Annotated in this window: 23 protein-coding genes; 15 read left to right on the forward strand and 8 right to left on the reverse strand. The window is 61.8% G+C overall.

The genetic code is table 11. The features are described 5' to 3' along the window. A partial coding sequence (locus tag ACIQUG_RS00005) for a porin (protein ID WP_402316107.1) occupies nt 1-939 on the forward strand: 939 nt, incomplete at its 5' end. A 148-nt stretch (nt 940-1087) separates the two neighbouring features. Here ACIQUG_RS00005 and ACIQUG_RS00010 read toward each other — a convergent pair. The 3 genes from ACIQUG_RS00010 to ACIQUG_RS00020 all read right to left on the reverse strand — a co-directional run bounded on the left by ACIQUG_RS00010 (nt 1088) and on the right by ACIQUG_RS00020 (nt 4854). Then, complete coding sequence (locus ACIQUG_RS00010; RefSeq protein WP_402316110.1) at nt 1088-1975, reverse strand: alpha/beta fold hydrolase; 888 nt, start codon at nt 1973-1975, stop codon at nt 1088-1090. Nucleotides 1976-2145: 170 nt separating this feature from the next. Continuing rightward, nucleotides 2146-2679, reverse strand: coding sequence for a BA14K family protein (locus ACIQUG_RS00015; RefSeq protein WP_402316113.1), 534 nt, complete (start codon nt 2677-2679; stop codon nt 2146-2148). Nucleotides 2680-2787: 108 nt separating this feature from the next. Next, nucleotides 2788-4854 (reverse strand): transglycosylase SLT domain-containing protein, encoded by a 2067-nt coding sequence (locus tag ACIQUG_RS00020; protein ID WP_402316116.1) that lies wholly within the window; start codon nt 4852-4854, stop codon nt 2788-2790. A gap of 292 nt (nt 4855-5146) precedes the next feature. On the opposite strand from ACIQUG_RS00020, the gene dapA reads away from it, so the two are divergent. Continuing rightward, nucleotides 5147-6031, forward strand: coding sequence for a 4-hydroxy-tetrahydrodipicolinate synthase (dapA, locus tag ACIQUG_RS00025; protein WP_043616670.1), 885 nt, complete (start codon nt 5147-5149; stop codon nt 6029-6031). Next, nucleotides 6031-6510, forward strand: a complete 480-nt coding sequence (gene smpB, locus ACIQUG_RS00030; RefSeq protein WP_043616668.1) for an SsrA-binding protein SmpB — start codon at nt 6031-6033, stop codon at nt 6508-6510. Before dapA ends, smpB begins: the two co-directional genes overlap by 1 nt. 187 nt (nt 6511-6697) lie before the next feature. Here the strand turns inward: smpB and ACIQUG_RS00035 are convergent, their stop codons facing one another. Continuing rightward, nucleotides 6698-7279, reverse strand: coding sequence for an NYN domain-containing protein (locus tag ACIQUG_RS00035; RefSeq protein WP_043616666.1), 582 nt, complete (start codon nt 7277-7279; stop codon nt 6698-6700). Nucleotides 7280-7743: 464 nt separating this feature from the next. On the opposite strand from ACIQUG_RS00035, the gene rpoZ reads away from it, so the two are divergent. The 8 genes from rpoZ (at nt 7744) to era (ending at nt 14631) form a co-directional block, all read left to right on the forward strand. Further along, nucleotides 7744-8151 (forward strand): DNA-directed RNA polymerase subunit omega, encoded by a 408-nt coding sequence (gene rpoZ, locus ACIQUG_RS00040; RefSeq protein WP_034804144.1) that lies wholly within the window; start codon nt 7744-7746, stop codon nt 8149-8151. Nucleotides 8152-8364: 213 nt separating this feature from the next. Continuing rightward, nucleotides 8365-10599, forward strand: coding sequence for a RelA/SpoT family protein (locus ACIQUG_RS00045; RefSeq protein ID WP_402316122.1), 2235 nt, complete (start codon nt 8365-8367; stop codon nt 10597-10599). Between the two features lie 165 nt (nt 10600-10764). Beyond that, a complete protein-coding gene (locus tag ACIQUG_RS00050; protein WP_065377015.1) occupies nt 10765-10914 on the forward strand; it encodes a DUF3563 family protein in 150 nt (49 codons plus the stop codon). A gap of 188 nt (nt 10915-11102) precedes the next feature. Beyond that, nucleotides 11103-11657 carry a DUF2062 domain-containing protein gene (locus tag ACIQUG_RS00055; protein ID WP_192447420.1) on the forward strand — a complete coding sequence of 185 codons (555 nt, stop codon included), beginning with the start codon at nt 11103-11105 and terminating at the stop codon, nt 11655-11657. Next, nucleotides 11654-12073 (forward strand): holo-ACP synthase, encoded by a 420-nt coding sequence (acpS, locus tag ACIQUG_RS00060; RefSeq protein WP_034804122.1) that lies wholly within the window; start codon nt 11654-11656, stop codon nt 12071-12073. The genes ACIQUG_RS00055 and acpS overlap by 4 nt, the downstream gene beginning before the upstream one ends. Before the next feature lie 160 nt (nt 12074-12233). Continuing rightward, nucleotides 12234-12977 carry a signal peptidase I gene (gene lepB / locus ACIQUG_RS00065; RefSeq protein ID WP_192447418.1) on the forward strand — a complete coding sequence of 248 codons (744 nt, stop codon included), beginning with the start codon at nt 12234-12236 and terminating at the stop codon, nt 12975-12977. Then, nucleotides 12977-13693 carry a ribonuclease III gene (gene rnc / locus ACIQUG_RS00070; protein WP_156134075.1) on the forward strand — a complete coding sequence of 239 codons (717 nt, stop codon included), beginning with the start codon at nt 12977-12979 and terminating at the stop codon, nt 13691-13693. The genes lepB and rnc overlap by 1 nt, the downstream gene beginning before the upstream one ends. 8 nt (nt 13694-13701) lie before the next feature. Further along, complete coding sequence (era, locus tag ACIQUG_RS00075; protein WP_043616701.1) at nt 13702-14631, forward strand: GTPase Era; 930 nt, start codon at nt 13702-13704, stop codon at nt 14629-14631. An 80-nt stretch (nt 14632-14711) separates the two neighbouring features. On the opposite strand, the gene arsC is transcribed toward era, so the two are convergent. Both arsC and ACIQUG_RS00085 read right to left on the reverse strand, forming a co-directional pair. Next, nucleotides 14712-15140 carry an arsenate reductase (glutaredoxin) gene (gene arsC / locus ACIQUG_RS00080; RefSeq protein WP_402316128.1) on the reverse strand — a complete coding sequence of 143 codons (429 nt, stop codon included), beginning with the start codon at nt 15138-15140 and terminating at the stop codon, nt 14712-14714. 102 nt (nt 15141-15242) lie between these two features. Continuing rightward, nucleotides 15243-16232, reverse strand: coding sequence for a glycerophosphodiester phosphodiesterase family protein (locus tag ACIQUG_RS00085; RefSeq protein ID WP_402316131.1), 990 nt, complete (start codon nt 16230-16232; stop codon nt 15243-15245). Between the two features lie 180 nt (nt 16233-16412). On the opposite strand from ACIQUG_RS00085, the gene ACIQUG_RS00090 reads away from it, so the two are divergent. The 4 genes from ACIQUG_RS00090 to ACIQUG_RS00105 all read left to right on the forward strand — a co-directional run bounded on the left by ACIQUG_RS00090 (nt 16413) and on the right by ACIQUG_RS00105 (nt 21990). After that, nucleotides 16413-17411 carry a glutathione S-transferase family protein gene (locus tag ACIQUG_RS00090; RefSeq protein ID WP_402316134.1) on the forward strand — a complete coding sequence of 333 codons (999 nt, stop codon included), beginning with the start codon at nt 16413-16415 and terminating at the stop codon, nt 17409-17411. Between the two features lie 307 nt (nt 17412-17718). After that, on the forward strand, nt 17719-19026 hold the full coding sequence (locus ACIQUG_RS00095) for a class I SAM-dependent methyltransferase (protein ID WP_402316137.1): 1308 nt from the start codon (nt 17719-17721) through the stop codon (nt 19024-19026). A gap of 140 nt (nt 19027-19166) precedes the next feature. Then, the gene (locus tag ACIQUG_RS00100) at nt 19167-21476 is read left to right on the forward strand and encodes a Tex family protein (RefSeq protein ID WP_402316140.1); all 2310 of its coding nucleotides are present in this window, start codon (nt 19167-19169) and stop codon (nt 21474-21476) included. Nucleotides 21477-21672: 196 nt separating this feature from the next. After that, a complete protein-coding gene (locus ACIQUG_RS00105; protein ID WP_043616646.1) occupies nt 21673-21990 on the forward strand; it encodes a hypothetical protein in 318 nt (105 codons plus the stop codon). Nucleotides 21991-22020: 30 nt separating this feature from the next. Here the strand turns inward: ACIQUG_RS00105 and rkpK are convergent, their stop codons facing one another. Together rkpK and ACIQUG_RS00115 are read right to left on the reverse strand one after the other, a co-directional pair. Then, nucleotides 22021-23334 (reverse strand): UDP-glucose 6-dehydrogenase, encoded by a 1314-nt coding sequence (gene rkpK, locus ACIQUG_RS00110; protein WP_402316143.1) that lies wholly within the window; start codon nt 23332-23334, stop codon nt 22021-22023. Nucleotides 23335-23503: 169 nt separating this feature from the next. Next, on the reverse strand, nt 23504-24520 hold the full coding sequence (locus ACIQUG_RS00115) for an NAD-dependent epimerase (RefSeq protein ID WP_402316146.1): 1017 nt from the start codon (nt 24518-24520) through the stop codon (nt 23504-23506). Nucleotides 24521-24539 lie beyond the last annotated feature (19 nt).

The following is a 24539-nucleotide window of genomic DNA, read 5'->3' on the forward strand; positions in this document are numbered from 1 at the left end:
CCCATGGAATACGTTCGCGTTTGCGACGCTTTCGGCACTGGCTACTTCTACATCCCGGGCACCGAAACCTGCCTCAAGATCGGCGGCTTCATCCGCTTCCAGACCGACTTCGGTCGTGACGCCGTTAACAAGCGTCAGGGTTGGGGCGATGCTGGCACGTCCGACTGGGATGCCTTCTCGCGCGCTTACATCTCGTTCGACGCCAAGAGCGACACCGAGTACGGCACGCTCACCGGCTTCTTCGCTGCTGAATTCAACGCTGACAACGACTCTGACGAAGGCGACAGCCTGATCGACGTCGATGAAGCCTACATCCAGCTCGGCGGCCTCAAGGCAGGCTTCTTCTACAACTGGTGGGATAAGGGCCTGAACGGCGAAACCGACTCGCTCGGCAACAACACCGAGTTCAACTCGATCGCCTACCTCTATGACGGCGGTTCGTTCCAGGCTGGTATCTCGATCGACGAACTCGAAGGCACCGAAACCACGAAGAAGAACGGCGTCGGTGTTTCCGGTATCGTTTCGGCTTCGCTCGGCGGCGTTTCCTTCGACCTGCTCGGCGGCTACGACTCTGAGTTCGAAGAAGGCGCAATCCGCGCTCTGCTCTCGGCTGACCTCGGCCCGGGCGTCTTCCAGCTCGCTGGTATCTGGGCTTCGAACCCGAACGCTTACTGGGCAAAGTCTGAGTGGACCGTTGCAGCTTCGTACCGCTTCAACGCCACCGATAAGCTCGCCATCACCCCCGGCGTTCAGTACTTCGACAACCTGAGCCGCGGTTCGCTTACCGACTTCGGCGGCGACGATGCATGGCGCGCTGGCGTCACGCTCGACTACAAGATCACCGAAGGTCTCGCGACCCGCGTCTCGGTTCAGTACGAAGACGAAGACAACGGCGACGATCAGGTATTCGGCTTCGTCCGCCTGCAGCGCGACTTCTAATATCGTCTGACCTTGGTCAGAAGAGAGAAACCCGGCTTTCGAGCCGGGTTTTTTCGTTTTGGTATAATGCCAGGAATTTGGCCTGCACTTACACATCATGCTTGAGGGATCAGGGAATAAGGACAGCGTCGGGCGCGGCTTCCATGGGTCAGCGCGAGCGCGCGATGTCGTTTAGAAATGCGGTGATCGCCTCGCGCGGGCCGTCGAGATGAAGCAGTGGTGCATGTCCCTGGCCGGGAGCAGTGAAGTCCGCCATCCGGGCGTGCCTCCGGCGCATTTCGCGTACCGTCTTTTCCGAGAGAAGCCGCGAATGCTCTCCCCTGATGGCCATCAAAGGGACCTGACTCATGGCATCAAAGGGGATCCAGAGGTCGGGCAATGGTGTTTCGGGTGCCAATCCGCGTAGGGACAGCGCGATGGCCGGATCGAAATCGGGAACCGGCATGCCGTCTTCGTCGCGATAAATCGCTTTGGCCATGTCCGACCAGTCGCCGTCGCCTAAGGCAGGAAAGTCGGCTCCGTGCAACGTCCTTAGATAGGGGGCTGCTGTCGCCCAGTTCGTCGGAGCATCGCTCGAGTTGAGATAATCCCGGATCGCAAGCAATCCACCAATTTCGATCACAGGCCCGATGTCGTTGAGCACTGCGGCTGCAATCAACGAAGGGGCACGATCGATGAGGTTGTGGAGGATCAGGCCACCACGCGATGTGCAGATAAAGATTGCCCGTTCGACAGCGAAGTGCGCGCAGGCCGTTATCACATCGCCCGTTTCGACGGCCACCGTGTAGTGGCTCTTGTCGCTGTCGCGTTCCGAGTTGCCGCGACCTCGGTAGTCCAGTGCGATGACGGGAAAGTCGCCTGACGTCGAAAGAAAGCTTGCGAGTTGGTGAAAGTCCCGGCTGTTGCGGGTAAGGCCCGGCAGGCAGATGATCGGTATTGCCGCGGATGGCGAGGGGGGAGGGCCGTAGCTTCGCGCGTAAAGGAGAAGCCCGTCGGAACTGCGGAAGAAATGCTCCTGGAATACACCTTGACCCATGCTGCTCCCTCTCGGCCAGGCGAAATCCTATCCGTTTGAAGGGGAAGGGCAAGTTGCTCGGGCCGACATAACTCTTCGGCGGCCCGAGCTTGGCTGGCGAGGACCAACTTTGCGTCTTTCTGTTGCGGCTCTTCTGTGCGCTTCGGTCGTCTGCTCGGTTACTCCCTAGGTCAATAGGGTGAGCTGCATTGGCGCCGAGGGCCACCATAGGGCTGATAGCTGTTGTCCGAGGCTCTATAGGAGCGGTAGCGGGCATAGCACCAGCGCTGATGCGCGTTGCCGCTGACGGCTCTTGGTCCGTTGTAGTATCTCGGGCTGTTGTAATATCGCGGTTGGCTCAGTAATCCGCCGATGATCGCGCCTGCGGCCAGGCCGCCGATCACCGCCCCGACGTCGTTGTCGTCATGGTCATAGTGGCGGCGATATCGATCCCGGTAATATCTGTCGCGGTAATACCCGCTGCGATTATAGTCGCGGTAGTCGCGATCCCGATCGCGATAGCCATGTCGGGCGCGAAGTTCGCAATAGGGAACGGCGCAACTGGATCGGCTCTTGCGTTCTTCGCCGCGCTCGTAAGAGAACTGAACCTGTTGAACGTTGGACGTTCCGGCGACGATCGGCGGAGCGCTTGGGAACGCGCCGGCGGTCGGCACACTGCTCAAGGTGGTCGCCAGCGAAAGGGCGACGATTGTCAAGGTCTTCATAACGTTCACCATTTCCTTCGGAATAGACTGGCCTTAGGAAGGAAATGGTTGAGCGCACGGTTTGTGCCGCCGGCGCTCATCACAATTACTTGATCGCTGCTAGACCGGCTATTGCCGGCCCATTCGCAGGTCTTCGACGATATCTGCCGTTTGCCCGAGCCTCGATTTGTAGACCTGATAGTTCTCCATCACCCGCTGGACGTAGTTGCGGGTTTCCTGGAACGGAATGCGTTCGATCCAATCGACGACTTCATCGATCGGTTTTCCGCGCGGGTCGCCGTAGCGGTCGAGCCATTCCGGGACGCGGCGCGGGCCGGCATTGTAGGCGATGAAAGTGAGGATGTAGGAGCCGCCAAAACTGCTGATCTGTTCGCCGAGATAATGCGCGCCAAGCGTGGCGTTGTAGCCCGCGTCGCTCGTCAGGCGATCCTGCGAGTAGGCAAGGCCGTATCGGCTGGCAACGCCCTTGGCCGTTCCCGGCATCAGCTGCAGCAGGCCGCGAGCGTTTGCGGTGGATATGGCGCCCGGGTTGAAGGCGCTTTCCTGACGCGCAATCGCATAGGCGAGCGCCTTGCCGGAGCCGTCGATATCGGCGCTCGATGGGATCACGCCGACGGGAAACGCGAGCGCTGCGACATCGATCCCGCGCCCAAAGGCGATCTTGCCGACTTGGAGCGACAGCTGGTGATTGCCGGTTTTTTCCGCGCGGGCCGAAAGCAGTGCCAGCTCGCCTGGGCTCGTCAATTCGTCGGCAAGCGCCCGGTAGATGCTGTCGGCGCGCCAGGTGTGGCCAGTGCCTTCGAGCCGCGTGATGGCGCGCACCGCCTCGCGGTTTTCGAACCGTGATCGGTCCTCTGCCGTCGGGGCCGGATAGGCGACGTTCAGCGTCTTGCGACCCAGCCGGGCGGCTGCGAGTTGCCCGTAGAACGTCCCGGGATAGCGGGCCGCATTTGCAAAATATTCGTTGGCGTCACCCGGTCCGCCCGCCTCGGCCGAGCGCCCAAGCCAGTACCATGCGCGCGAAGCGGAGAGGGGCCGGCTCGACACATCGAGAATGCGGCGGAAGTGACGTGCAGCGGTCGCCGGGTCCTCCATGCCGCGCAGGGCATACCATCCGGCATGAAACTCGGCGTCGATGATATCGGTCGCCTCGGTCGTGAGATGGCTGGCGGCGATCCGGTAGGCGCCTCGAAAGTCGCCATTGTCGAGCAGCCCTCGGCTGACGACACGTTGCTCGACCCACCATTCGCCGGGGTTCACCAAAGCGCCCTTGTCCTTGGGCATTCGCGCAAGGAGCTTCGCCGCTTCTTCGTATTTCTTCTGTTTGCGCAGGTACTCGACCTGAATGAAGAGATAGGCCGGGTCCTTGCGCCAGGCGGGGTCGACCGCTGCAATGAGGGCCGTCGCCTTGTCGCTGCCGCGGCTGACTGCCGCCCAGGCGCGATATAGCGATTGTGCCTTTCCAAGGTCGCCGAACCGTTCGGCCTGCTCGACGCGGTTGCGATAGAGAAGCATCACCATGCGGCGCTGATGATTGTCCGCGGTCAGGAGGCCGGAGAACTCGTTGAGAATATTAGTTTCGATGTCCTTGTCGAGCGTGTCGCGCTGCCAGATTGCACGCAGGTTCTTGGCTGCCGTATCGGCTTTTCCGGTGGCGACGAGCGCGCGGGCAAGAATGAGGGAGCCTTCGGTCGTTTCCGGCTGCGTGTTGCCGAAGGCTGCGAGCACGTCGGCCGCTGGCGGGTTCTCTCGATAAAGCGCTCGTTCGGAGTTGGCGCGCAGGGATTTCAGCCCTGGCCATCCCTGCAGTTCCCGTTGGGCGTCGGCAATTTCGAAGGAAGGCACGCCTCGCTGGCCGGAAACCGCGATCGCCCAAGTCAAGATGTGCCGATCGAGCGTGCCTTCGGCCATGGCGTCGCGCACGGCAATCGCCGCGGCCGGCTGCTTGTTGGAAAGAGCATCGAGCCCTGCCTTGAGATCGCTGCTGACCGATCCGGCCGTTGTCGCGACGGCATTCGTGGTTTCGTTGGTGGCAATGGGGATCGCCTTGTCCGAAAGCACGGGCTTGCGTGTCGGAACCGGTACGCGATCGAGGGTTTCTGCGCTGCCTGCCGACGCTGCCAGAAGCGCCGCGCCGATGATGGCGGCGGCAGGCAGATATATTGACCCGCGCATCAAGAACCCCGTGTTCCCCGTGTCCAACTTCGTCCGCCGCCAAATTGCCCGATGAAAAGGCGGGCGGCCAGTGTCGATCACAACAATCGCGCCAAACCCGCTCTCGCCCTGGTTGGGCGGTCGTGATTATGCGTGCCAAACATCAAGCTTTTGCATGAAAACCGGCGTGAAATGCCGTGTTACAACGCTTGCCGCAGCCACGTCACATGATTATGGTGCGGCAGTTTTTTAACCGTCGATTACGGCCAAAGCATGAGTGCAGACTTCGCTTTTACGCCGTCAGGAGTTGTGCATGTTCAAGGGTTCCATTCCCGCTCTCGTAACACCGTTCACCGCCACCGGCGCGGTGGATGCGGATGGTTTCGTCGCGCATGTGGAATGGCAGATAAAAGAAGGCAGCCACGGCCTGGTGCCGGTCGGCACCACCGGCGAGTCTCCGACCCTTTCGCATGACGAGCACAAGAAGGTCGTCGAACTCTGCATCGAGGCCGCCGCCAAGCGCGTGCCGGTTATTGCCGGTGCAGGCTCCAACAACACGACGGAAGCGATCGAGCTTGCGCAGCACGCTGAAAAGGCCGGTGCCGATGCGATCCTCGTCGTCACGCCCTACTACAACAAGCCGACGCAAAAGGGTCTCTTCGCGCACTATGCGGCAATCGCCGAAAGCGTGAAGGTGCCGATCGTCATCTACAACATCCCTGGCCGCTCGGTCGTGGATATGAGCGTCGAGACAATGGCGGCGCTCAGCAAGGCTTACGCCAACATCATCGGCGTCAAGGATGCCACCGGCAAGATCGAGCGTGTCTCCGAGCAGCGCATGGCCTGCGGTCCGGAGTTCGTCCAGCTTTCGGGCGAAGATGCAACCGCGCTCGGCTTCAACGCCCATGGCGGCGTCGGCTGCATTTCGGTTACGGCAAACGTCGCGCCGCGTCTTTGCGCCGAGTTCCAGCAGGCGACGCTCGCCGGCGATTATGCCAAGGCGCTCGCCTATCAGGACAAGCTGATGCCGCTGCACAAGGCGATCTTCATGGAGCCGGGCCTCTGCGGCGCCAAGTATGCGCTGAACCGCCTCGGCCGCATGAGCCGCGCCGTGCGCTCGCCGCTGTTGCCGACGCTCGAGCCGGCAACCGAGGCTGCGATCGATGCAGCGCTCAGACACGCAGGATTGATGAACTGATGGCACCCAAAGGAAGCCAGCGCACGGTCAACAAGGTTGTGGCGGAAAACCGCAAGGCCCGCTTCAACTACGAGATCGTCGACACCTACGAGGCCGGTCTGGTTTTGACCGGCACCGAGGTCAAGTCGTTGCGCGAAGGCAAGGCCAACATTGCCGAGTCCTATGCGACGGACGAGGGTGGCGAGATCTGGCTGATCAATTCCTATCTGCCGGAATATCTGCAGGCGAACCGCTTCAACCATGAAACGCGGCGGCGGCGGAAACTGCTTCTGTCGAAGCGCGAGGTCAACCGGTTACAGGGTGCTGTCAACCGCGAAGGCATGTCGCTGATCCCGTTGAAGATCTACTTCAACGATCGCGGCCGCGCCAAGCTGGAACTGGCGCTGGGCAAGGGCAAGAAGCTGCACGACAAGCGCGAGACGTCGAAGGAACGCGACTGGAACCGCCAGAAGAACCGCCTTCTGAAGGACCGCGGCTAAGAGAAATCCCTTTGCGTTGCATCCGCCAAAGACGGCCGGTGCAACGCGACAGGTCGCCCACCGCGCGCTGAAAAACCTGCCGGCAATTTTTGAGATTTTTGAGAGAACTTCAACGATCGACGTCGTTGATGCGGGGCGTTTCGAATGGCGCTCGCGCAATCGCACGCCTTGCGTTCGGATGAACGCTTCAGATCTCGACCGGATCGGCCACCGGCTCGGTGTTGTGGCGCGGGGTGCGCTCGGACGGTTCGCGGCCGATTTCGGCACGCAGCGTTGCAAGATCGATAAAGTGGTCGGCCTGACGGCGCAGGTCGTCGGCGATCATCGGCGGCTGCGTCGACATCGTCGAAACGACGGAAACCTTGCGCCCCTTGCGTTGAAGCGCTTCCACCAGCGTGGTGAAATCGCCGTCGCCGGAGAAGATGACGAGGTGATCGACGGTTTCGGACTGCTCCATGGCATCGATCGCCAGCTCGATATCCATATTGCCCTTGATCTTGCGGCGGCCGAGCGAGTCGGTGAACTCCTTGGCCGGCTTCGTCACGACCTTGTAACCGTTATAGTCTAGCCAATCGATGAGCGGGCGGATTGAAGAGTATTCCTGATCCTCGATGAGGGCCGTGTAGTAGTAGGCGCGCAACAGATAGCCGCGCTTCTGAAATGCTTTCAGGAGCTTACGGTAGTCGATGTCGAAGCCGAGGCTTTTCGATGCCGCGTAAAGATTCGCGCCGTCGATAAAGAGTGCGATTTTTTCGCGGGGGTCGAACATCGTCTTTCCTTTTTCAATAGCGGCGCATCAAAGGCCGCCTGCCGGCGGGTGCGCAAAAGTAAGTCGATTACATTAATAATTGCTGATATGGCAAATAATGTAGCTTATGTATTGCATTATTCCAGCCGCGCGCTCGCGAATATAGCTAGTTTTAGCAGTTGCTATAGATCGTCCACATCTCTGGGTCGCCTTTTCCATCAGGGGCTTCATTCCTGACCCGGCGATGCAACCTAAATGTGTGAGCGACGTTTCCAGCTCATTCGCATCGCATTTTATCACGAAGTGTGACGTTACGTGAGCGTCCCTTGAAGGAAAAACTTGAACTTGCCTTGTTTTGATAGTATCCGGGCGCTTAATTCCAGAAATCGGACCCGATGAGGCGCCGTCAGGCGACTGCTCCGGTTTCGTGTTGTCAATCCGTGCAGCGGCGATGCCGCCGCGCTTCGAGCCCAAAAGGACAGGCAATGGCCCGCGTCACCGTCGAAGATTGCATCGACAAGGTCGATAACCGTTTCGAACTCGTTCTGCTTGCCAGCCACCGCGCGCGCCTGATTTCTCAGGGCGCCGCCATCACCATCGACCGCGACAACGACAAGAACCCCGTCGTCGCGCTCCGCGAGATCGCAGATGAGACCCTGTCTCCTGGCGACCTCAAGGAAGACCTGATCCATTCGCTGCAGAAGCACGTTGAAGTGGACGAGCCCGAGCCCGATCCGGCTTCGCTGCTTCAGACCGATGCCGAGACGACCTTTACCGAAGTCGCCGAGGACGAAGATCAGCCGGAAGCCATTACCTTCGACCGCATGTCGGAAGAAGAACTGCTTGCCGGCATCGAAGGTCTCGTGCCGCCGGAAAAGAGCGACGACTACTGAGATCCGTCGCGGAACGCCCGTTCCCACGTGTTTTCAAAGCAGTGCGCCACTCGTATGATTGGCGCACTTTTTTATTGATTTCTTCTAGAGCGGGAAATGGAAAGTGATTGCGGTTTTCCGCCTGCACCCCGCTCTAAATTAGGAGAACGATCACGTTTATGATTTTAGGTCGGTGGGACCTGAAATCATCATGATCTAGAGGATCGCCAGCGAATGATGCGCCAATACGAGCTCGTTGAGCGCGTGCAGAAATACAAGCCCGACGTCAATGAGGCCTTGCTCAACAAGGCCTACGTCTATGCGATGCAGAAGCATGGCCAGCAGAAGCGGGCAAGCGGCGATCCCTATATATCCCACCCCCTGGAGGTGGCGGCGATCTTGACGGAGATGCGTCTCGACGAGTCGACCATTGCCGTTGCTCTTCTGCACGACACGATCGAGGACACGACGGCCACGCGGCAGGAGATCGACGATCTCTTCGGCGAGGATATCGGCGCGCTCGTCGAGGGGCTGACGAAGATCAAGAAGCTCGATCTCGTTACCAAGAAGGCCAAGCAGGCGGAAAACCTGCGCAAGCTGTTGCTCGCCATTTCGGACGATGTGCGGGTTTTGCTCGTCAAGCTCGCCGACCGGCTGCACAACATGCGCACGCTCGACCACATGTCGGCGGAAAAGCGCGCCCGCATCTCCGAAGAGACCATGGATATCTACGCGCCGCTCGCCGGCCGCATGGGTATGCAGGACATGCGCGAGGAACTCGAAAACCTTTCGTTCCGCCATATCAACCCCGAGGCGTTCGAAACGGTCACCCGGCGGCTGGAGGAATTGTCCGAGCGCAACGAGGGCCTGATCAAGAAGATCGAAGACGAGCTCCGCGAACTGCTTCAGGCGGAGGGCCTGAAAGCGGCACAGGTCAAGGGCCGGCAGAAGAAGCCCTATTCGGTCTTCCGCAAGATGCAGTCGAAGTCTCTGTCCTTCGAACAACTGTCCGACGTCTGGGGCTTCCGCATTATCGTCGATGATATCCCGGCCTGTTACCGCGCGCTCGGCATCGTCCATACGCGCTGGCGCGTCGTTCCCGGCCGCTTCAAGGACTACATCTCCACCCCGAAACAGAACGATTACCAGTCGATCCACACGACCATCGTCGGCCCGTCCCGCCAGCGCATCGAGCTGCAGATCCGCACGCGCCGCATGAACGACATCGCCGAATACGGTATCGCGGCCCATTCGCTCTACAAGGACGGGGAGGGGAAAGAGGGTGCGTCGGCAGATGCGGCCCTGTCGCCGACGTCGAATGCCTACTCCTGGCTCCGGCGCACGATCGAATCGCTCGCGGAGGGCGACAATCCGGAAGAGTTCCTGGAGCACACCAAGCTCGAACTGTTCCAGGACCAGGTGTTCTGCTTCACGCCCAAGGGCCAGTTGATCGCGCTGCCGCGCGGCGCGACGCCGATCGACTTTGCCTATGCCGTCCACACCAATATCGGCGATACCTGCGTCGGCGCCAAGATCAACGGCCGTATCATGCCGCTGGTCACCCGCCTCAACAATGGCGACGAAGTGGAGATCATCCGCTCGGGCATCCAGGTGCCGCCGCCCGCCTGGGAAGAAATCGTCGTTACCGGCAAGGCCCGCTCGGCGATCCGCCGCGCGACGCGTGCGGCCATCCGCAAGCAATATGCCGGCCTCGGCTATCGCATTCTGGAGCGCACCTTCGAGCGCGCCGGCAAGACCTTTTCGCGCGAGGCGCTGAAGCCGGCGCTGCATCGGCTCGGCCAGAAGGAGGTCGAGGACGCCATCGCCTCCGTCGGTCGCGGCGAGCTTTCTTCGCTCGACGTGCTGCGCGCAGTGTTCCCGGATCATCAGGACGAGCGGGTCACGGTGAAGCCCAGCGCCGACGACGGCTGGTTCAACATGCGCAGTGCCGCCGGCATGGTGTTCAAGTTGCCGGGCCGTGGCAAGGATGCGAACGGCGTTGCCCAGGCCGAAGGGCCGGAGGCTCTGCCGATCCGTGGTCTCTCCGGCAATGCCGAAGTGCATTTCAGCCCGGCCGGGGCCATTCCCGGGGACCGCATCGTCGGTATCATGGAGAAGGACAAGGGTATCACCATCTACCCGATCCAGTCGCCGATCCTGCAGAAGTTCGATGACGAACCGGAGCGCTGGATCGATGTGCGCTGGGATCTGGACGAGGCCAACAGCAGCCGCTTTATCGCCCGCATCGCGATCAGCGCCCTGAACGAGCCGGGGACGCTTGCCGAGGTGGCCCAGGCGATCGCCACCAGCGACGTCAATATCCGGACTTTGTCGATGGGGCGCGTGGCTGCCGACTTCAGCGAACTGCAGTTCGACCTTGAAGTCTGGGACCTGCGTCAGCTCAATCACCTGATCACGCAGCTCAAGGAATTGCCGAGCGTGTCCATGGTGAAGCGCCTGTTTGAATAAGGTGACTGGCTGCGCCCTGCGCAATTGCCTGCAAAACAGGCAGGCTGCGCATGACGAAACGGCAAGCCATGCTATTGGCGCATGGCTGCCGCCATTTCCTGTATCTGGTGGAACAGGGACCTCTAAACTATCTTCTCGGTCGGGAGGTAAACAAAGAGGTTTGCCATGTTTAATCAGTTGAAGAAGATCACCCGCGCTCTGCGCGTCCCCACTCAGGAAGAGCGCGAGCTCGCCTATCTCAATAGCTCGGTCGACCGTATCGACCTCGAGTACCGCCAGCGCCAGATCGATCGCGGCCTGTTCCGTAACTACTAAGCCCGCTGCGTCCCGTCTTCTGGCGGGATGCTGAGCCATGCGTTCGCCGGATGGCTCGCCTGCGACATGCGCGCGGCGCCTGGGCGGGTTGCAAGCGACAGGCAGGACGCCTATCTTGCGGCCAGCAAACAGGCGGACGCGCGGTCTTGTGCCGGCTGACGGCTTAAAGACGCGGTCATGACGGCATAATGTTATTCAGGCGCAGAAAACCGGTTACGATTTCCGAAAGGCTGCGGTCCATTCTTTGGCCGCGCAAAGGGTTTGCGCGCGGCCTGCGTTATGTGACGCTGCGCGTGTTGCGCCTTTCATCGACACCGCATTCGATCGCAGTCGGCGTGGCGGCGGGTGCCGCTTCGTCCTTCACGCCATTTTTCGGCCTGCACATCATTATCGCCGTTGCGCTCGCTTTCCTGTTCTCGGGTAATCTCGTCGCAGCGGCGATCACGACAGCGCTCGCCAATCCCGTGACGATCCCGATGATCCTGACGGCGTCCTACGAACTTGGGACGGCGATCCTCGGTGTCGAGAGCGCTCACGCCGCAAGCTCGGCCGACGTCATGCGCATGGTCGAGCACCTCGACCTTCCGGCTCTTTGGGGTCCGGTGTTCAAGCCGATGCTGGTGGGCTCGTTGCCGCTCGCGGCAGGCGGCGCCCTTCTTTCCTACATTGCGGCTTACCAGGCGGCCCGGCTCTTTCAGAAGCGCCGCCGGGCACGCACCAAAGAGCTTGGATCCTCTTCATGATCATAGGCATAGGCAGCGATCTGATCGATATCAGACGGATCGAAAACTCGCTTTCCCGCTTCGGCGAACGCTTCGTTCAGCGCTGTTTCACCGAGATCGAGATCGCCAAGTCCGAAGGGCGGAAGAACCGCGCGGCATCTTACGCCAAGCGCTTCGCCGCCAAGGAAGCCTGTTCGAAGGCGCTCGGCACGGGCCTCGCGCAAGGCGTCTTCTGGAAAGACATGGGCGTCATCAATTTGCCGGGCGGCAAGCCGACGATGAACCTGACCGGAGGTGCCGCAGCGCGTCTGGAGCAGATGCTGCCGCCGCATCATCGCGCGGCCATCCATCTGACGATTACCGACGATTTCCCCCTGGCCCAGGCCTTCGTGATTATCGAGGCGCTGCCCGTTGCCCCGATTGAGGGAACGGTTTAGAGCATTCCGCTGGAAAAACCGGCCCTGACCAATTGAAGGGGCGGCGGTTTGCAGCATATGAGACCGGGATTGCGCGCAGTCCAAAGCCGGACCGAGAGTCCGGGCAAAAGTTGAGAGCAGGCCCCGCGCGGGCGTTGCGATGATAAAGGAACACAGTAGCGTGGCAGAAAAGACAGAAGCGAAGCAGAGCGGCCTCTGGGAGAACGTGAAGGTCGTCATCCAGGCGTTGCTCCTGGCTTTGGTCATCCGTACGGTTCTCTTTCAGCCCTTCACCATTCCGTCCGGCTCGATGATGCCGACGCTGCTGGTTGGCGACTACATCTTCGTCAACAAGTTCGCCTACGGCTTCTCCAAGTATTCGCTGCCGCTTTCGCCCGACCTGTTCTCCGGCCGCATCTTCGCAAGTGAGCCGAAGCGTGGCGATATCGTCGTCTTCCGCTTCCCGCCGAACCCGGATATCGACTACATCAAGCGCCTCGTCGGCCTTCCGGGCGACCGCATCCAGGTGCGCAACAGCATTCTCTACATCAATGACAAGCCGGTCGAGCGCACGCCGGATGGCGGTTTCCGCGCCGACGACCAATACGACACCGGCGCCGACGTTCCGGTTTTCCGCGAAACGATGGACAATGGCGTCTCCTATGACACGCTTGACCAGTTCCCGGATGCACGCGGCGACAACACCCGCGAGTTCATCGTGCCCGCCGGCCATTACTTCATGATGGGCGACAACCGCGACAACTCGGCCGACAGCCGCTTCGACGTCGGCTTCGTGCCTGCCGAAAACCTCGTCGGCCGCGCCAGTATGATCTTCTTCTCGCTGGGTCACGACACGTCGTTCCGCGAAGTGTGGAAGTGGCCGACGAACCTGCGCTACGACCGTCTGTTCAAGGCGGTCGAATGATGAAGTCGCGGTCGCTGGGCGCGGAGGATCGGGTAAAGCTTGAGGCCGTGATCGGTTATCAGTTCGCGGAGAAGGAGCGCCTTGACCGGGCGCTCACCCATTCCAGCGCGCGAAGCGCCAAGGGTTCGAACTATCAGCGCCTCGAATTCCTGGGCGACCGGGTACTCGGGCTTTGCGTGGCGGAGCTTCTGTTCCAGACCTTTCGCGATGCCAATGAGGGCGAGCTTTCGGTCCGGCTGAACCAGCTCGTCAGCGCCGAAAGCTGCGCCAAGGTCGCTGACGACCTGGAACTGCACCAATTCATCCGCACCGGCTCGGACGTCAAGAAGATAACCGGCAAGGCGATGATGAATGTGCGGGCGGATGTGGTAGAGTCGCTGATCGCTGCCATCTATCTCGATGGCGGTCTTGAAGCTGCCCGCGGCTTCGTGCTGCGCCACTGGAAGGATCGCGCAGTGCGCGCCGATGGGGCTCGCCGCGATGCAAAGACCGAATTGCAGGAATGGGCGCATGCCAAGTTCGGCATCGCGCCAGCCTACCGGACGGATGAGCGTTCCGGCCCTGACCACGACCCCCGCTTCACGGTAACCGTCGAAGTCACGGGTGTCGCGCCGGAGACCGGAACGGACAGATCCAAGCGCGGAGCCGAACAGGTAGCCGCGACGAAATTGTTGGAACGCGAAGGCGTGTGGCGGAAGAGTTCTGCCGGAAATTGACGGAAAACATGACGGACATGGAAAAAGATACGGCCGCCGAAGGCGCGCCGACCCACTCGGGCTTCGTGGCGATGATCGGCGCGACCAACGCCGGCAAATCGACCCTGGTCAACCGCCTCGTCGGCGCCAAGGTTTCGATCGTCAGCCACAAGGTGCAGACGACGCGCGCGATCGTGCGTGGCATCGCCATTCATGACAACGCCCAGATCGTTTTCATGGACACGCCCGGCATCTTCAAGCCACGCCGCCGGCTCGACCGCGCCATGGTCACGACCGCCTGGGGCGGCGCCAAGGATGCGGACGTGATCATGTTCCTGATCGACAGCGAACGCGGCCTGAAGGGCGATGCGGAAGCGATCCTCGAGGGCCTCAAGGAAGTGCACCAGCCCAAGATCCTGGTGCTGAACAAGATCGACCAGGTGCGTCCCGAAGACCTCTTGAAGCTGGCGGCTGCCGCCAACGAGACGATCAAGTTCGAGCGCACCTTCATGATCTCGGCGCTGAACGGCTCGGGCTGCAAGGATCTGATGGATTACCTGGCCGAGACGCTGCCGGAAGGCCCATGGTACTATCCGGAAGACCAGATCTCCGATCTGCCGATGCGTCAGCTCGCCGCTGAAATCACCCGCGAAAAGCTCTTTCTGCGTCTGCACCAGGAGCTTCCCTACGCCTCGCATGTCGAGACCGAGAAGTGGGAAGAGCGCAAGGACGGCTCGGTGCGCATCGAGCAGGTGATCTATGTCGAGCGCGAGAGCCAGAAGAAGATTGCGCTTGGCAAGGGCGGTGACGCGATCAAGGCGATCTCGACCGCATCGCGCAAGGAGATCTCCGAGATCCTCGAGCAGCCGGTGCACCTGTTCCTGTTCGTCAAGGTGCGCGAGAACTGGGGCGACGACCCCGAGCGCTTCCGCGAAATGGGCCTGGAATTCCCGCGATAAGGCCGCGCGCACACCGTCTGGTGTGATGTTTTTCGGCACCCGTTGAAACGGGTGCCGTGCCGCTCACCGCCCAGGTGGGCTCAAGCGCCTGAAATGCGCTTTCCATTCGCATCGAGAACCGGTTCGCCGTCCTCCTTCGAGAGCGGGCCCTTGTGCGTGTCGGGCAGAATGTCGAGCACCCGTTCGGACGGGCGGCAGAGCCGCGTGCCGATCGGGGTGACGACGAAGGGGCGGTTGATAAGGATCGGGTGCGCCATCATCGCTTCGAGCAGCCGTTCGTCGCTGACCGTGGGGTCGCCGAGCCCAAGCTCCGCATAGGGAGTGCCTTTCTCGCGAAGAGCGTCACGCACCGTCAGGCCGGCATCGGCAATCATCTTTTCCAGCGCCTGCCGAGACGGCGGCGCCTGCAGATACTCGATCACCGTCGGCTCGATACCGGCGTTTCGGATCATCGCCAGCGTGTTGCGCGAGGTGCCGCAGGTGGGGTTGTGATAGATCGTGACGTTCATGTGCTTGCCTTCCGCGGGATTGAGACCGCCGTTGCGGCCAGCGTCGACGGTTGCTCAAAGCCATAGGGTCGAAGCTCGCCGCAGGCAAGCCGGCCGCCCGTGTCAGTTCGTACCGGCGTCGGCGACCTGCCGCTTTGCAAGTGCCGGGCCGATCATCTCGATCCGGTTGGTCCAGATGTAGCCGGAGAACCCTGGCGGTACCATTTCCAGATCCTGCATCGTGTCGATGCCGGTGGTGGAGTCGTCACCGTCAAAGGGGCCGAGCAGGATGATCTCGCTTCCGGCCGCCTTCATCCGTGCGGCGAAGCGGTCAGGCCAGCCCCAGAGAAACGGCGCATAGTTTCCCGGTACGGCGACGAGGGTGTTCTTGCACGCGTCCGGGACGATGCCGGCCCAACCGTAGCCGAAGTAGTGCATCAGGCATGCCTTCGTCGACGTCCGGTCGTAACCGCGCATGCCCTCCAGGCGTTTCAGCGTCTCGCGGGTCGGCTCTTCGCCGCCATAGACGCCGAAAACGGCCTCCCGCCATTGCGGTTGCGCCTCGACGCGCGTTGCGAGTTCTGCGCCTTCTTCGGCGCGCCGGCTCTTGAAGTTGATCAGGAACTTGCGGTCGGGCAGGGCGGCCAGCACCTCCTCGAGCGTCGGCATCTGGCCGACGCCCTTGCCGCGGAAAGGGAAGGTCTTGCCGCCATCGGCCGTATAGCCGTAGCCGATGTCGAGGGACTTCAGCGTCGCCATCAGCGTTTCCTCGGTCACGCCCTTTGCCTCTGTCCGGCAATCGAGCGTCCAGTCGTGGAAGACGGCGAACTGTCTGTCGGGCGTCAGATGCACGTCGAGTTCGACGACATCGGCGCCGGCCTCGAAGGCCGCCTGCATCGAGGCAATCGTGTTTTCGAGATAGGGATGCTCCGGCGTCCTGATGATCGTTGCCGTACACGTGTCCCTGCCGACATTCTCCTTCGGATAGGTTTGATGCATGCCCCGGTGGGCAAGCAGCTTTGCGGCACCCGCCGGCGGCGCGATGAACAACGATGTGTTCATCAACCACACGACCGCGACAAACAGCACGAAAATGGCAAGCGCTTTCTTCATCCTGATTCTCCTCTGGGAATCGGGATTGCCCGACATTGTGGCGCGACGATGTTGCTTTGCACGTATCGCGTGCGTGCATGTCGCGGATTGCGAACAATGTGTCACCCGTGCGCGCGATTGACCGTGAGCCGGGCCCCGTGAGAGGTAGCCGTCACTGACGTGCGATCCAGGAGAAGTGAGATGCCGCAACTCGTCGAAGGAAAATGGGTCAAGGGCGACGTTGCGGCGAGCGAGATGAAGGGCGGCGCGTTCCACCGCGAGCCGACGCGGTTTCACCGCTGGATCACGCCCGATGGCAGGCCGGGCCCGCAGGGCCAGGAAGCCTTGCCGGCCGAGGCCGGGCGCTACCGCCTGTTTGTTTCCTATCTTTGCCCCTGGGCCTCGCGCACGATCGCCTTCCGCAATCTCAAGGGCTTGCAGGACATTGTCGGCCTGACGGTTTCCAATCCGGAACTCGGCGAAGACGGCTGGGTCTATGACGAACCGGTCGATGCCGGTGCACGCGTCGGCAAGATCCGCTTCCATCACGAACTCTATGTGGCGAGCGACCCGACCTACACCGGGAAGGTCTCTGTTCCCGTGCTCTGGGACATGCGCGAAGGGCGGATCGTCAACAACGAGTCCGCCGATATCATCCGCATCCTGAATTCCGCCTTCGACGGGCTCACCGGCAACCGGCTCGACTTCTACCCCGAGGCCCTGCGCGCCGAGATCGAGCGCTGGAACGGCCCGATCTACGAGCGTGTCAACAATGGCGTCTATCGCTCCGGCTTCGCCAAAACACAAGGCGCCTATGACGAGGCGGTGGCAAGCCTGTTCGGCATGCTCGACGAACTGGAGGCTCACCTTGCGGACAACCGCTATCTTGCCGGCGAGCACCTGACCGAGGCCGACATCCGCCTCTTCGTCACCCTGGTTCGCTTCGACGCGGCCTATCACGGGGCGTTCAAATGCAACATCCGCCGGATCGAGGACTATCCGGCGCTGTCGAACTATCTGCGCGAAATCTACCAGTGGCCAGGCATCCGCGAGAGCGTGCGCATCGACCACATCAAGCGCGGCTACTACGGCATCGCCCACATCAACCCGACGCGCATCGTGCCTGCAGGCCCGCTGCTCGACTTCGACCGACCCCATGACCGCGCGCGTCTGCCCGGTCTAGGCGTCGCTGAAATCTAGGTTTGTTTCTCAGCATTTGCTAAGGAAACAAATTTATGAGGGGCCATAAAGAACCCATTGCCAATCGATCGAAGCTTCCTACCTTAATTTGAGTTCTGATGGATAAGAGCCCGATGGCGGCGGCCTGACGAATTCTCGGCGCGGCACCCAAGAGGAGCCAGATGTGTCCCGCCGGATACCCGTGAGGCCACGCCCGTGCCGGTTCTCGCCGCTTCCGGACGCGCTGGCGCCTGAAGCCCCGAAAGAGCCGACCCTTCGCATCTCTCATGCACCAGGACACGTTCGGTAGGTCTGGTAGGGGTGGGATATGAATGCAGCATTGTTGACATTGCTTCGCCGTCTGGTGCGCAACGGTAACCTGACGGTCGTATTTTCTTCCGGTGAAGAAGTGATCCTGGGTGACGGCAGTGGAAAGCCGGCATCAATCCGCATCATCGATGCGGAGGCGGAGGCAGCGATCGTTCGCGATCCCGCTCTTCGCTTCGGTGAAATGTACATGGACGGGCGTGTCGTCATTGAGAAGGGCGATATCTTTGACGTGCTCTCGATCGTGAAGAGGAACGGGCTCGAGAACGCCGCAACGGCGACCAATACGTTGGCTGCCCTCTGGCATGTGTTGCGCCAGCAGATGCTTAGCCGCATGCCGGTCAACCGCAACCGGCACAACGTCGCCCATCACTACGATCTCGATCGCAAGCTCTTCAACCTGTTCCTCGACGAGGACTGGCAATATTCCTGCGCCTATTTTCAACCGCGCGGAATATCGCTCGATGCGGCTCAACTCGCCAAGAAACGGCACATCGCGGCAAAGCTCCTGCTGGAGCCCGGCCAGAAGGTGCTGGAGGTCGGCTCCGGCTGGGGCGGCATGGCCATGTATCTGGCCGAATCCTCGGGCGTTGAGGTTACCGGCATCACGCTCAGCGAAGAGCAGCTGAAGGTCTCGCGCGACCGCGCCGCCAGGCGCGGGCTCTCCGATCGGGTCCGCTTCGAACTGCAGGACTATCGCACCCTGCAAGGGCGGCAGTTCGACCGCATTGTGTCCGTCGGGATGTTCGAGCATGTCGGCATCGGCAACTACGGCAACTTCTTCGAGAAGATGAACGCGCTGTTGAAGCCTGACGGCGTCATGCTGCTGCATTCGATCGGCCAGATCTACAAGCCTTGGGCCACCAATCCGTGGATCGAGAAGTACATCTTTCCCGGCGGCTATATCCCGGCGATTTCGGAGGTTTTGCCTTCCGTCGAGCGCACGCGGCTCTTGGTGAAGGATGTCGAAATCCTGCCGATGCACTACGCCTGGACATTGAAAGCCTGGCGCGAGCGCTTCGTCGCCCGGCGCGAGGAGGCGATCAAGCTCTACGACGAGCGGTTCTTCCGCATGTGGGAGTTCTATCTGGCTGCGTCGGAGACGGCCTTCCTCTACGACAAGCACTTCATCTTCCAGCTGCAGATCTCGCCGTCTCTCAGTGCGGTTCCGGCCTCGCGCGGCTATATCGAGGAGAGGGAGCGGCAACTGATCGAGTTCGAAAAGCGCCGCCCACCGCTCGAACCTGTCAACACCTGGGATGCCGTGCCTGAGCAGGAGCATGTCGAGCCTGCCGCTATGGCGTGCTGAACCATCGGCCGTCCCGCCTGAAAGCGGGGCGGCCGGTCCATCTTCTGTGGAGTTCCGGTTTTCCGCCGAAGGCCTTCACTTGGCCTTCAAGGTCTGCGCCTTTATGGTCGCCGACCAAACAGCAAAGACGGAATTTCCATATGGCCAGCCCTGCAAAACCCATCGCCGCCATTATCGCCAGCGAAATCAAGGCAACACCGTCGCAGGTCGTTGCAGCGGTCGAGCTGCTCGACGAGGGCGCCACGGTGCCGTTCATCGCACGTTACCGCAAGGAAGTGACGGGCGGGCTCGACGATACGCAGTTGCGTACGCTTGCGGAACGGCTGACCTATCTGCGCGAACTCGAGGCGCGTCGGGCATCGATCCTCGAATCGATCCGCGGCCAGGACAAGCTGACCGCCGAACTCGAAGCCAAGATCGCCGCCGTCGAAACCAAGGCCGAACTCGAAGACATTTATCTGCCCTATAAGCCGAAGCGCCGGACCAAGGCCGAGATCGCCCGCGAGCGTGGCCTCGGGCCTCTGGCAGAGGCGATCCTTGCCGATCGCTCGGTGGCACCTGCCGACCGCGCCGCGACCTTCCTGACTGCCGAGGTGGCCGACGTGAAGACGGCGCTCGACGGTGCGCGCGACATCATCGCCGAAGGCATGACGGAGAATGCCGATCTGCTCGGCCGCCTGCGCAACCACATGAAGGGCGCCGCCTTCCTGCGCGCCAAGGTCGTCGACGGCAAGCAGGAGGCGGGCGCCAAGTTCTCCGACTATTTCGATCATTCCGAGCGCTGGGCGACGACGCCGGGCCACCGGGCGCTGGCCATGCTGCGCGGCTGGAACGAAGAGGTGCTGTCCGTCGACATCGTCGTCGACCAGGACGACACCTCGCCGGTCAAGCCGGTCGAGCGCATGATCGCCGCCGCCTACAATGTTGGCGGTCACCTGCCGGGCGACAAGTGGCTTGCCGAGATGATCGGCTGGACCTGGCGCGTGAAGCTTTCCATGTCGCTGTCGCTCGACCTCATGCGCGAACTGCGCGAGCGGGCCGAGGAAGAAGCGATCCACGTTTTTGCCCGCAACCTCAAGGATCTGCTGCTGGCAGCACCTGCGGGATCGCGGGCGACGATGGGGCTCGACCCGGGCATCCGCACTGGCGTCAAGGTCGCCATCGTCGATGGCACCGGCAAGTTGCTGGAAACGACGACCGTCTACCCGTTCCCACCGAAGAACGACGTCCGCGGCACCCAGGCCGAACTCGCTTCGCTGATCCGCAAGCACAAGGTGGAGCTGATCGCCATCGGCAACGGCACCGGCAGCCGCGAAACCGAAAAGCTCGTGGCCGATATGCTCTCGCAGCTTCCGGCGCCGAAGCCGACAAAGGTCATCGTCTCCGAGGCAGGCGCCTCGGTTTATTCGGCGTCCGAAACCGCCGCCCTGGAATTCCCCGGCCTCGACGTTTCGCTGCGCGGTGCCGTCTCGATCGCCCGTCGCCTGCAGGATCCGCTGGCCGAACTCGTGAAGATCGAGCCGAAGTCGATCGGTGTTGGCCAGTACCAGCACGACGTCGACCAGTCGAAGCTCAGCCGCTCGCTGGATGCGGTGGTGGAAGATGCTGTGAATGCCGTCGGCGTCGACGTCAACACCGCTTCTGCGCCGCTGCTGGCACGCGTTTCGGGCCTCGGCAAATCCTCGGCCGAGGCGATTGTCGCCCATCGCGACGCGACCGGCCCCTTTGCGAGCCGCAAGGAACTGTTGAACGTGCCGCGTCTTGGCGCCCGCACCTTCGAACAGTGCGCGGGCTTCCTGCGCATTCCGAACGGCAAGGAGCCGCTCGACGCCTCCTCGGTCCATCCGGAGGCCTATGGTGTCGCCAAGAAGATCGTTGCGGCCTGTGGTCGCGACGTTCGGGCGCTGATGGGCGACAGCGCCGCGCTGAAGAGTCTCGATCCGAAGGTCTTCGTCGACGAGCGCTTCGGCTTGCCGACGGTCAAGGACATCCTTGCGGAACTGGAAAAGCCCGGCCGCGACCCGCGCCCGAGCTTCAAGACCGCGACCTTCGCCGACGGTATCGACGACATCAAGGATTTGAAGGTCGGCATGCAGCTCGAGGGCACCGTGACCAATGTCGCCGCCTTCGGCGCCTTCGTCGATATCGGCGTGCACCAGGACGGTCTCGTGCACGTGTCTCAACTCGCGGATCGCTTCGTCAAGGATCCGCATGAGGTGGTAAAGGCCGGGGATGTCGTGACCGTTCGTGTCACTGAGGTCGATGTTCCGCGCAAGCGGATCGGTCTCACCATGCGCAAGGATGGTGGCGCCGAGACGGGCCGCGAGCCGCGGTCAGGCGCACCGGGCGGCAACAAAAATCGTGGCCCGGCCCCGCGCCAGCAGAAGCCGCAGCAACCGGCTCAGGGCGCCTTCGGTGCGGCGCTGATGGAAGCGATGAAGCGCAAATAGGGCAGGCCTTCGCCGCGGGCGCATCCGGCGCCCCCCGGCTGCTTGCTCTATAAATTAGCTAATTGTAATAATCCGGCCTTTCCACCATACTGGCTGCAGGGCGGCGCGGGCCTACCGTGCCCATGCCGCAGCCGGCCGGCGACGGAAAGGTCAACGCAAACTCCTTCGCCGCGCGTCCGGTGAAAGGAGTTCGGTGATGGTGGGCAGTGCGATCCGCGGCCTGGCATTGGCCGCCCTCTTGGCGGCGGGCGTGGTGGCGCGTCCGGTTCCCGCGATCTCCCAGGCTCCGGTCAATTGTGCCGACCGGTCCGAAGTGATCGGGTTTCTGACGCGACAATATCAGGAGAAGCCGGCGGCAACCGCGCTGATCAACCAGCAGGCGATCATGGAAATATACGCTGCCGACAATGGCAGCTGGACGCTGATCGTCACCGACGTCAACGGGCGCAGCTGCGTCATCCTCGCCGGCAAGAGCTGGGAAACCCTGCCGCCCTTGCCGATACCGAAGGCCTAGCCTCTGGGGGAGTGGGCTCAGCCGCTCCCGTCAGAGCGACCGGCCGACGCTCGAATAGCTGAAGCCGTGCTTCACCACCTCGTCCTGGCGGTAGATGTTCCTGAGGTCGACGAGAATGGGCGTCTTCATCACTGTCTTGAGCCGGCGGAAGTCGAGTGCCCGGAACTCGTTCCATTCGGTAACGATCACCAGTGCATCGGCTTCGTTGGCGGCCTCGTAGGGGTCGCTGGCATAGTCGATCCCGTCGATCAGCTTCTTCGCGTTTTCCATGCCTTCCGGATCATAGCCAATGACATGGGCGCCGGCATCCTGCAGCGTCTGCACGACCACGATCGCCGGGCTGTCGCGCATGTCGTCCGTGTTCGGCTTGAAGGTGAGGCCGAGGATTGCGATCTTGCGGCCGCGCACGTCGCCACCGGCGGCAGCGATGACCTTGCGGCCCATGGCCCGCTTGCGGTTGTCGTTGACGGCCACCGTCGTCTCGACCAGCCGTACCGGGCTGTCATAGTCCTGCGCGGTCTTGACCAGCGCCAGGGTGTCCTTCGGGAAGCACGATCCGCCGTAACCGGGGCCGGCATGCAGGAATTTCGAGCCGATACGGCCATCGAGGCCGATGCCGCGGGCAACGTCCTGAACATTGGCGCCGACCCGCTCGCAGAGATCCGCCATCTCGTTGATGAAGGTGATCTTCATCGCGAGGAAGGCATTGCCTGCGTATTTGATCAGCTCGGACGTGCGGCGCGAGGTGAAGACCAGCGGCGACTGGTTGAGATAGAGCGGACGGTAGACTTCGGTCATCACATCCCGTGCTCGCACATCGTCGCCTGAAAGGCCGATGACGATGCGGTCCGGCCGCTTGAAGTCTTCGATCGCTGCACCCTCGCGCAGGAATTCCGGGTTGGAAACGACGGCGAAATCGGCGTCCGGATTGGTTTCGCGGATGATGCGCTCGACCTCGTCACCGGTGCCGACCGGAACGGTCGATTTCGTCACGATCACGGTGAACCCCTTGAGGTTCTGGGCAATCTCGCGGGCAGCGGCATGCACATAGGAAAGGTCGGCGTGGCCGTCACCGCGCCGCGACGGGGTGCCGACCGCAATGAAGATGACGTCACTGTCGGCGACGGCGGCAACGAGATCGGTCGTGAAGGTGAGGCGGCCCGAAGCGACGTTGCTTGCCACCAGCTGGTCGAGACCGGGTTCGAAGATCGGAATGCGCCCCTGCATCAAGGCGTCGATCTTGCTCTCATCCTTGTCGAGACAAACGACGTCGTGACCGAAGTCCGCAAAACACACGCCGGAAACAAGGCCAACATAGCCGGCGCCGATCATCGTGATTTTCATAGGCTCTTTCCCTTGTTGTGTTCCACAGCGAGCTCAGTTCATAGAACGTGCAATTGCGTATTTTTGCAATTGCTTATGCGCTCAGGTTCACACCCATTTATGCTCGATTGCGCGTAAAGCAAGCCGTCCCGCCAACAGAATAATCCGCGGGGATTAGCTGGCGAGCGGCTTACCGGTTCGCGTTGTAGTAATCCTTGTACCAGGCAGCGAAGCGCGCCACGCCCTCTTCGACAGGGAGCGAGGGCTTGAAATCGGTCAGCGCTTCGAGAAGGTCGGGGGAGGCGTAGGTGCGCGGCACGTCGCCCTGCTGCATCGGCAGCATGTTGCGCACCGCCGGCTTGCCGACCGCCTTTTCGACCGTTTCGACGAAGGTCATCAGTTCGACCGGCTGGCCGCCGCCGATATTGACCACGCGGAAGGGCCCCTGGCGCGACAGCGTGTCCTCGGCCTTTTCCTCAGGCACGCGGTTTTCTTCCGCCGGCGCCACATGGGAAAGCCGGAGAATGCCTTCGACGAGATCGTCGATATAGGTGAAGTCGCGGCTCATGCGGCCTTCGCCGTAGATGTCGATCGGCTGCCCCTTGTGGATGGCATCGACGAACTTGAACAGCGCCATATCGGGCCGCCCCCAAGGGCCGTAGACCGTGAAGAAGCGGAAGGCCGTGGTCGGCACCTTGTAGAGATGGGCGTAGCTGTGCGCCATCAGCTCCATCGACTTCTTGGTGGCAGCATAGAGCGTCATCGGCTCGTCGGCCCGGTCGGTTTCGGCAAACGGGATTTTCTCGTTGGCGCCGTAGATCGAGGACGTCGACGCCAGCATCAGGTGCTTCGGGTTAAGCTCCCGCGCCAGTTCCAGAATGTTCCAGGAGCCGACCAGGTTGGAATCCACATATGCCTTCGGATTTTCGAGGCTGTAGCGCACGCCCGCCTGGGCGGCGAGGTGGATGATGACCTCGGGTTCGGCAAGCTCAGCGGCCCGGCGCAGCGCGTCCCTGTCCTCAAGCATGCCGACGACGGGCTTGAAGCCGTTCGAACGGGCGAGGATCGCATGCCGGTTCTCTTTCAGCGTCACGTCGTAATAGGGGGTCATGCCATCGAAGCCGACCACGAAATGCCCTTCGTCGATCAGCCGCTTGGCGAGGTGAAAGCCGATGAAGCCTGCGGTGCCGGTGATGAGGTAGCGCACGACGATGTCCCCAATTTAC

Source organism: Ensifer sp. NPDC090286 (assembly GCF_044769565.1).
Taxonomy (GTDB): Bacteria; Pseudomonadota; Alphaproteobacteria; order Rhizobiales; family Rhizobiaceae; genus Ensifer.

What these genes read in the sequence shown, in the direction of transcription:
- ACIQUG_RS00010 (WP_402316110.1), bottom strand. Translation starts at nt 1,975, where the DNA reads ATGGGTCAAGGTGTATTCCAGGAGCATTTCTTCCGCAGTTCCGACGGG.
- ACIQUG_RS00015 (WP_402316113.1), bottom strand. Translation starts at nt 2,679, where the DNA reads ATGAAGACCTTGACAATCGTCGCCCTTTCGCTGGCGACCACCTTGAGC.
- ACIQUG_RS00020 (WP_402316116.1), bottom strand. Translation starts at nt 4,854, where the DNA reads ATGCGCGGGTCAATATATCTGCCTGCCGCCGCCATCATCGGCGCGGCG.
- dapA (WP_043616670.1), top strand. Translation starts at nt 5,147, where the DNA reads ATGTTCAAGGGTTCCATTCCCGCTCTCGTAACACCGTTCACCGCCACC.
- smpB (WP_043616668.1), top strand. Translation starts at nt 6,031, where the DNA reads ATGGCACCCAAAGGAAGCCAGCGCACGGTCAACAAGGTTGTGGCGGAA.
- ACIQUG_RS00035 (WP_043616666.1), bottom strand. Translation starts at nt 7,279, where the DNA reads ATGTTCGACCCCCGCGAAAAAATCGCACTCTTTATCGACGGCGCGAAT.
- rpoZ (WP_034804144.1), top strand. Translation starts at nt 7,744, where the DNA reads ATGGCCCGCGTCACCGTCGAAGATTGCATCGACAAGGTCGATAACCGT.
- ACIQUG_RS00045 (WP_402316122.1), top strand. Translation starts at nt 8,365, where the DNA reads ATGATGCGCCAATACGAGCTCGTTGAGCGCGTGCAGAAATACAAGCCC.
- ACIQUG_RS00050 (WP_065377015.1), top strand. Translation starts at nt 10,765, where the DNA reads ATGTTTAATCAGTTGAAGAAGATCACCCGCGCTCTGCGCGTCCCCACT.
- ACIQUG_RS00055 (WP_192447420.1), top strand. Translation starts at nt 11,103, where the DNA reads ATGTTATTCAGGCGCAGAAAACCGGTTACGATTTCCGAAAGGCTGCGG.
- acpS (WP_034804122.1), top strand. Translation starts at nt 11,654, where the DNA reads ATGATCATAGGCATAGGCAGCGATCTGATCGATATCAGACGGATCGAA.
- rnc (WP_156134075.1), top strand. Translation starts at nt 12,977, where the DNA reads ATGAAGTCGCGGTCGCTGGGCGCGGAGGATCGGGTAAAGCTTGAGGCC.
- era (WP_043616701.1), top strand. Translation starts at nt 13,702, where the DNA reads ATGACGGACATGGAAAAAGATACGGCCGCCGAAGGCGCGCCGACCCAC.
- arsC (WP_402316128.1), bottom strand. Translation starts at nt 15,140, where the DNA reads ATGAACGTCACGATCTATCACAACCCCACCTGCGGCACCTCGCGCAAC.
- ACIQUG_RS00085 (WP_402316131.1), bottom strand. Translation starts at nt 16,232, where the DNA reads ATGAAGAAAGCGCTTGCCATTTTCGTGCTGTTTGTCGCGGTCGTGTGG.
- ACIQUG_RS00090 (WP_402316134.1), top strand. Translation starts at nt 16,413, where the DNA reads ATGCCGCAACTCGTCGAAGGAAAATGGGTCAAGGGCGACGTTGCGGCG.
- ACIQUG_RS00095 (WP_402316137.1), top strand. Translation starts at nt 17,719, where the DNA reads ATGAATGCAGCATTGTTGACATTGCTTCGCCGTCTGGTGCGCAACGGT.
- ACIQUG_RS00100 (WP_402316140.1), top strand. Translation starts at nt 19,167, where the DNA reads ATGGCCAGCCCTGCAAAACCCATCGCCGCCATTATCGCCAGCGAAATC.
- ACIQUG_RS00105 (WP_043616646.1), top strand. Translation starts at nt 21,673, where the DNA reads ATGGTGGGCAGTGCGATCCGCGGCCTGGCATTGGCCGCCCTCTTGGCG.
- rkpK (WP_402316143.1), bottom strand. Translation starts at nt 23,334, where the DNA reads ATGAAAATCACGATGATCGGCGCCGGCTATGTTGGCCTTGTTTCCGGC.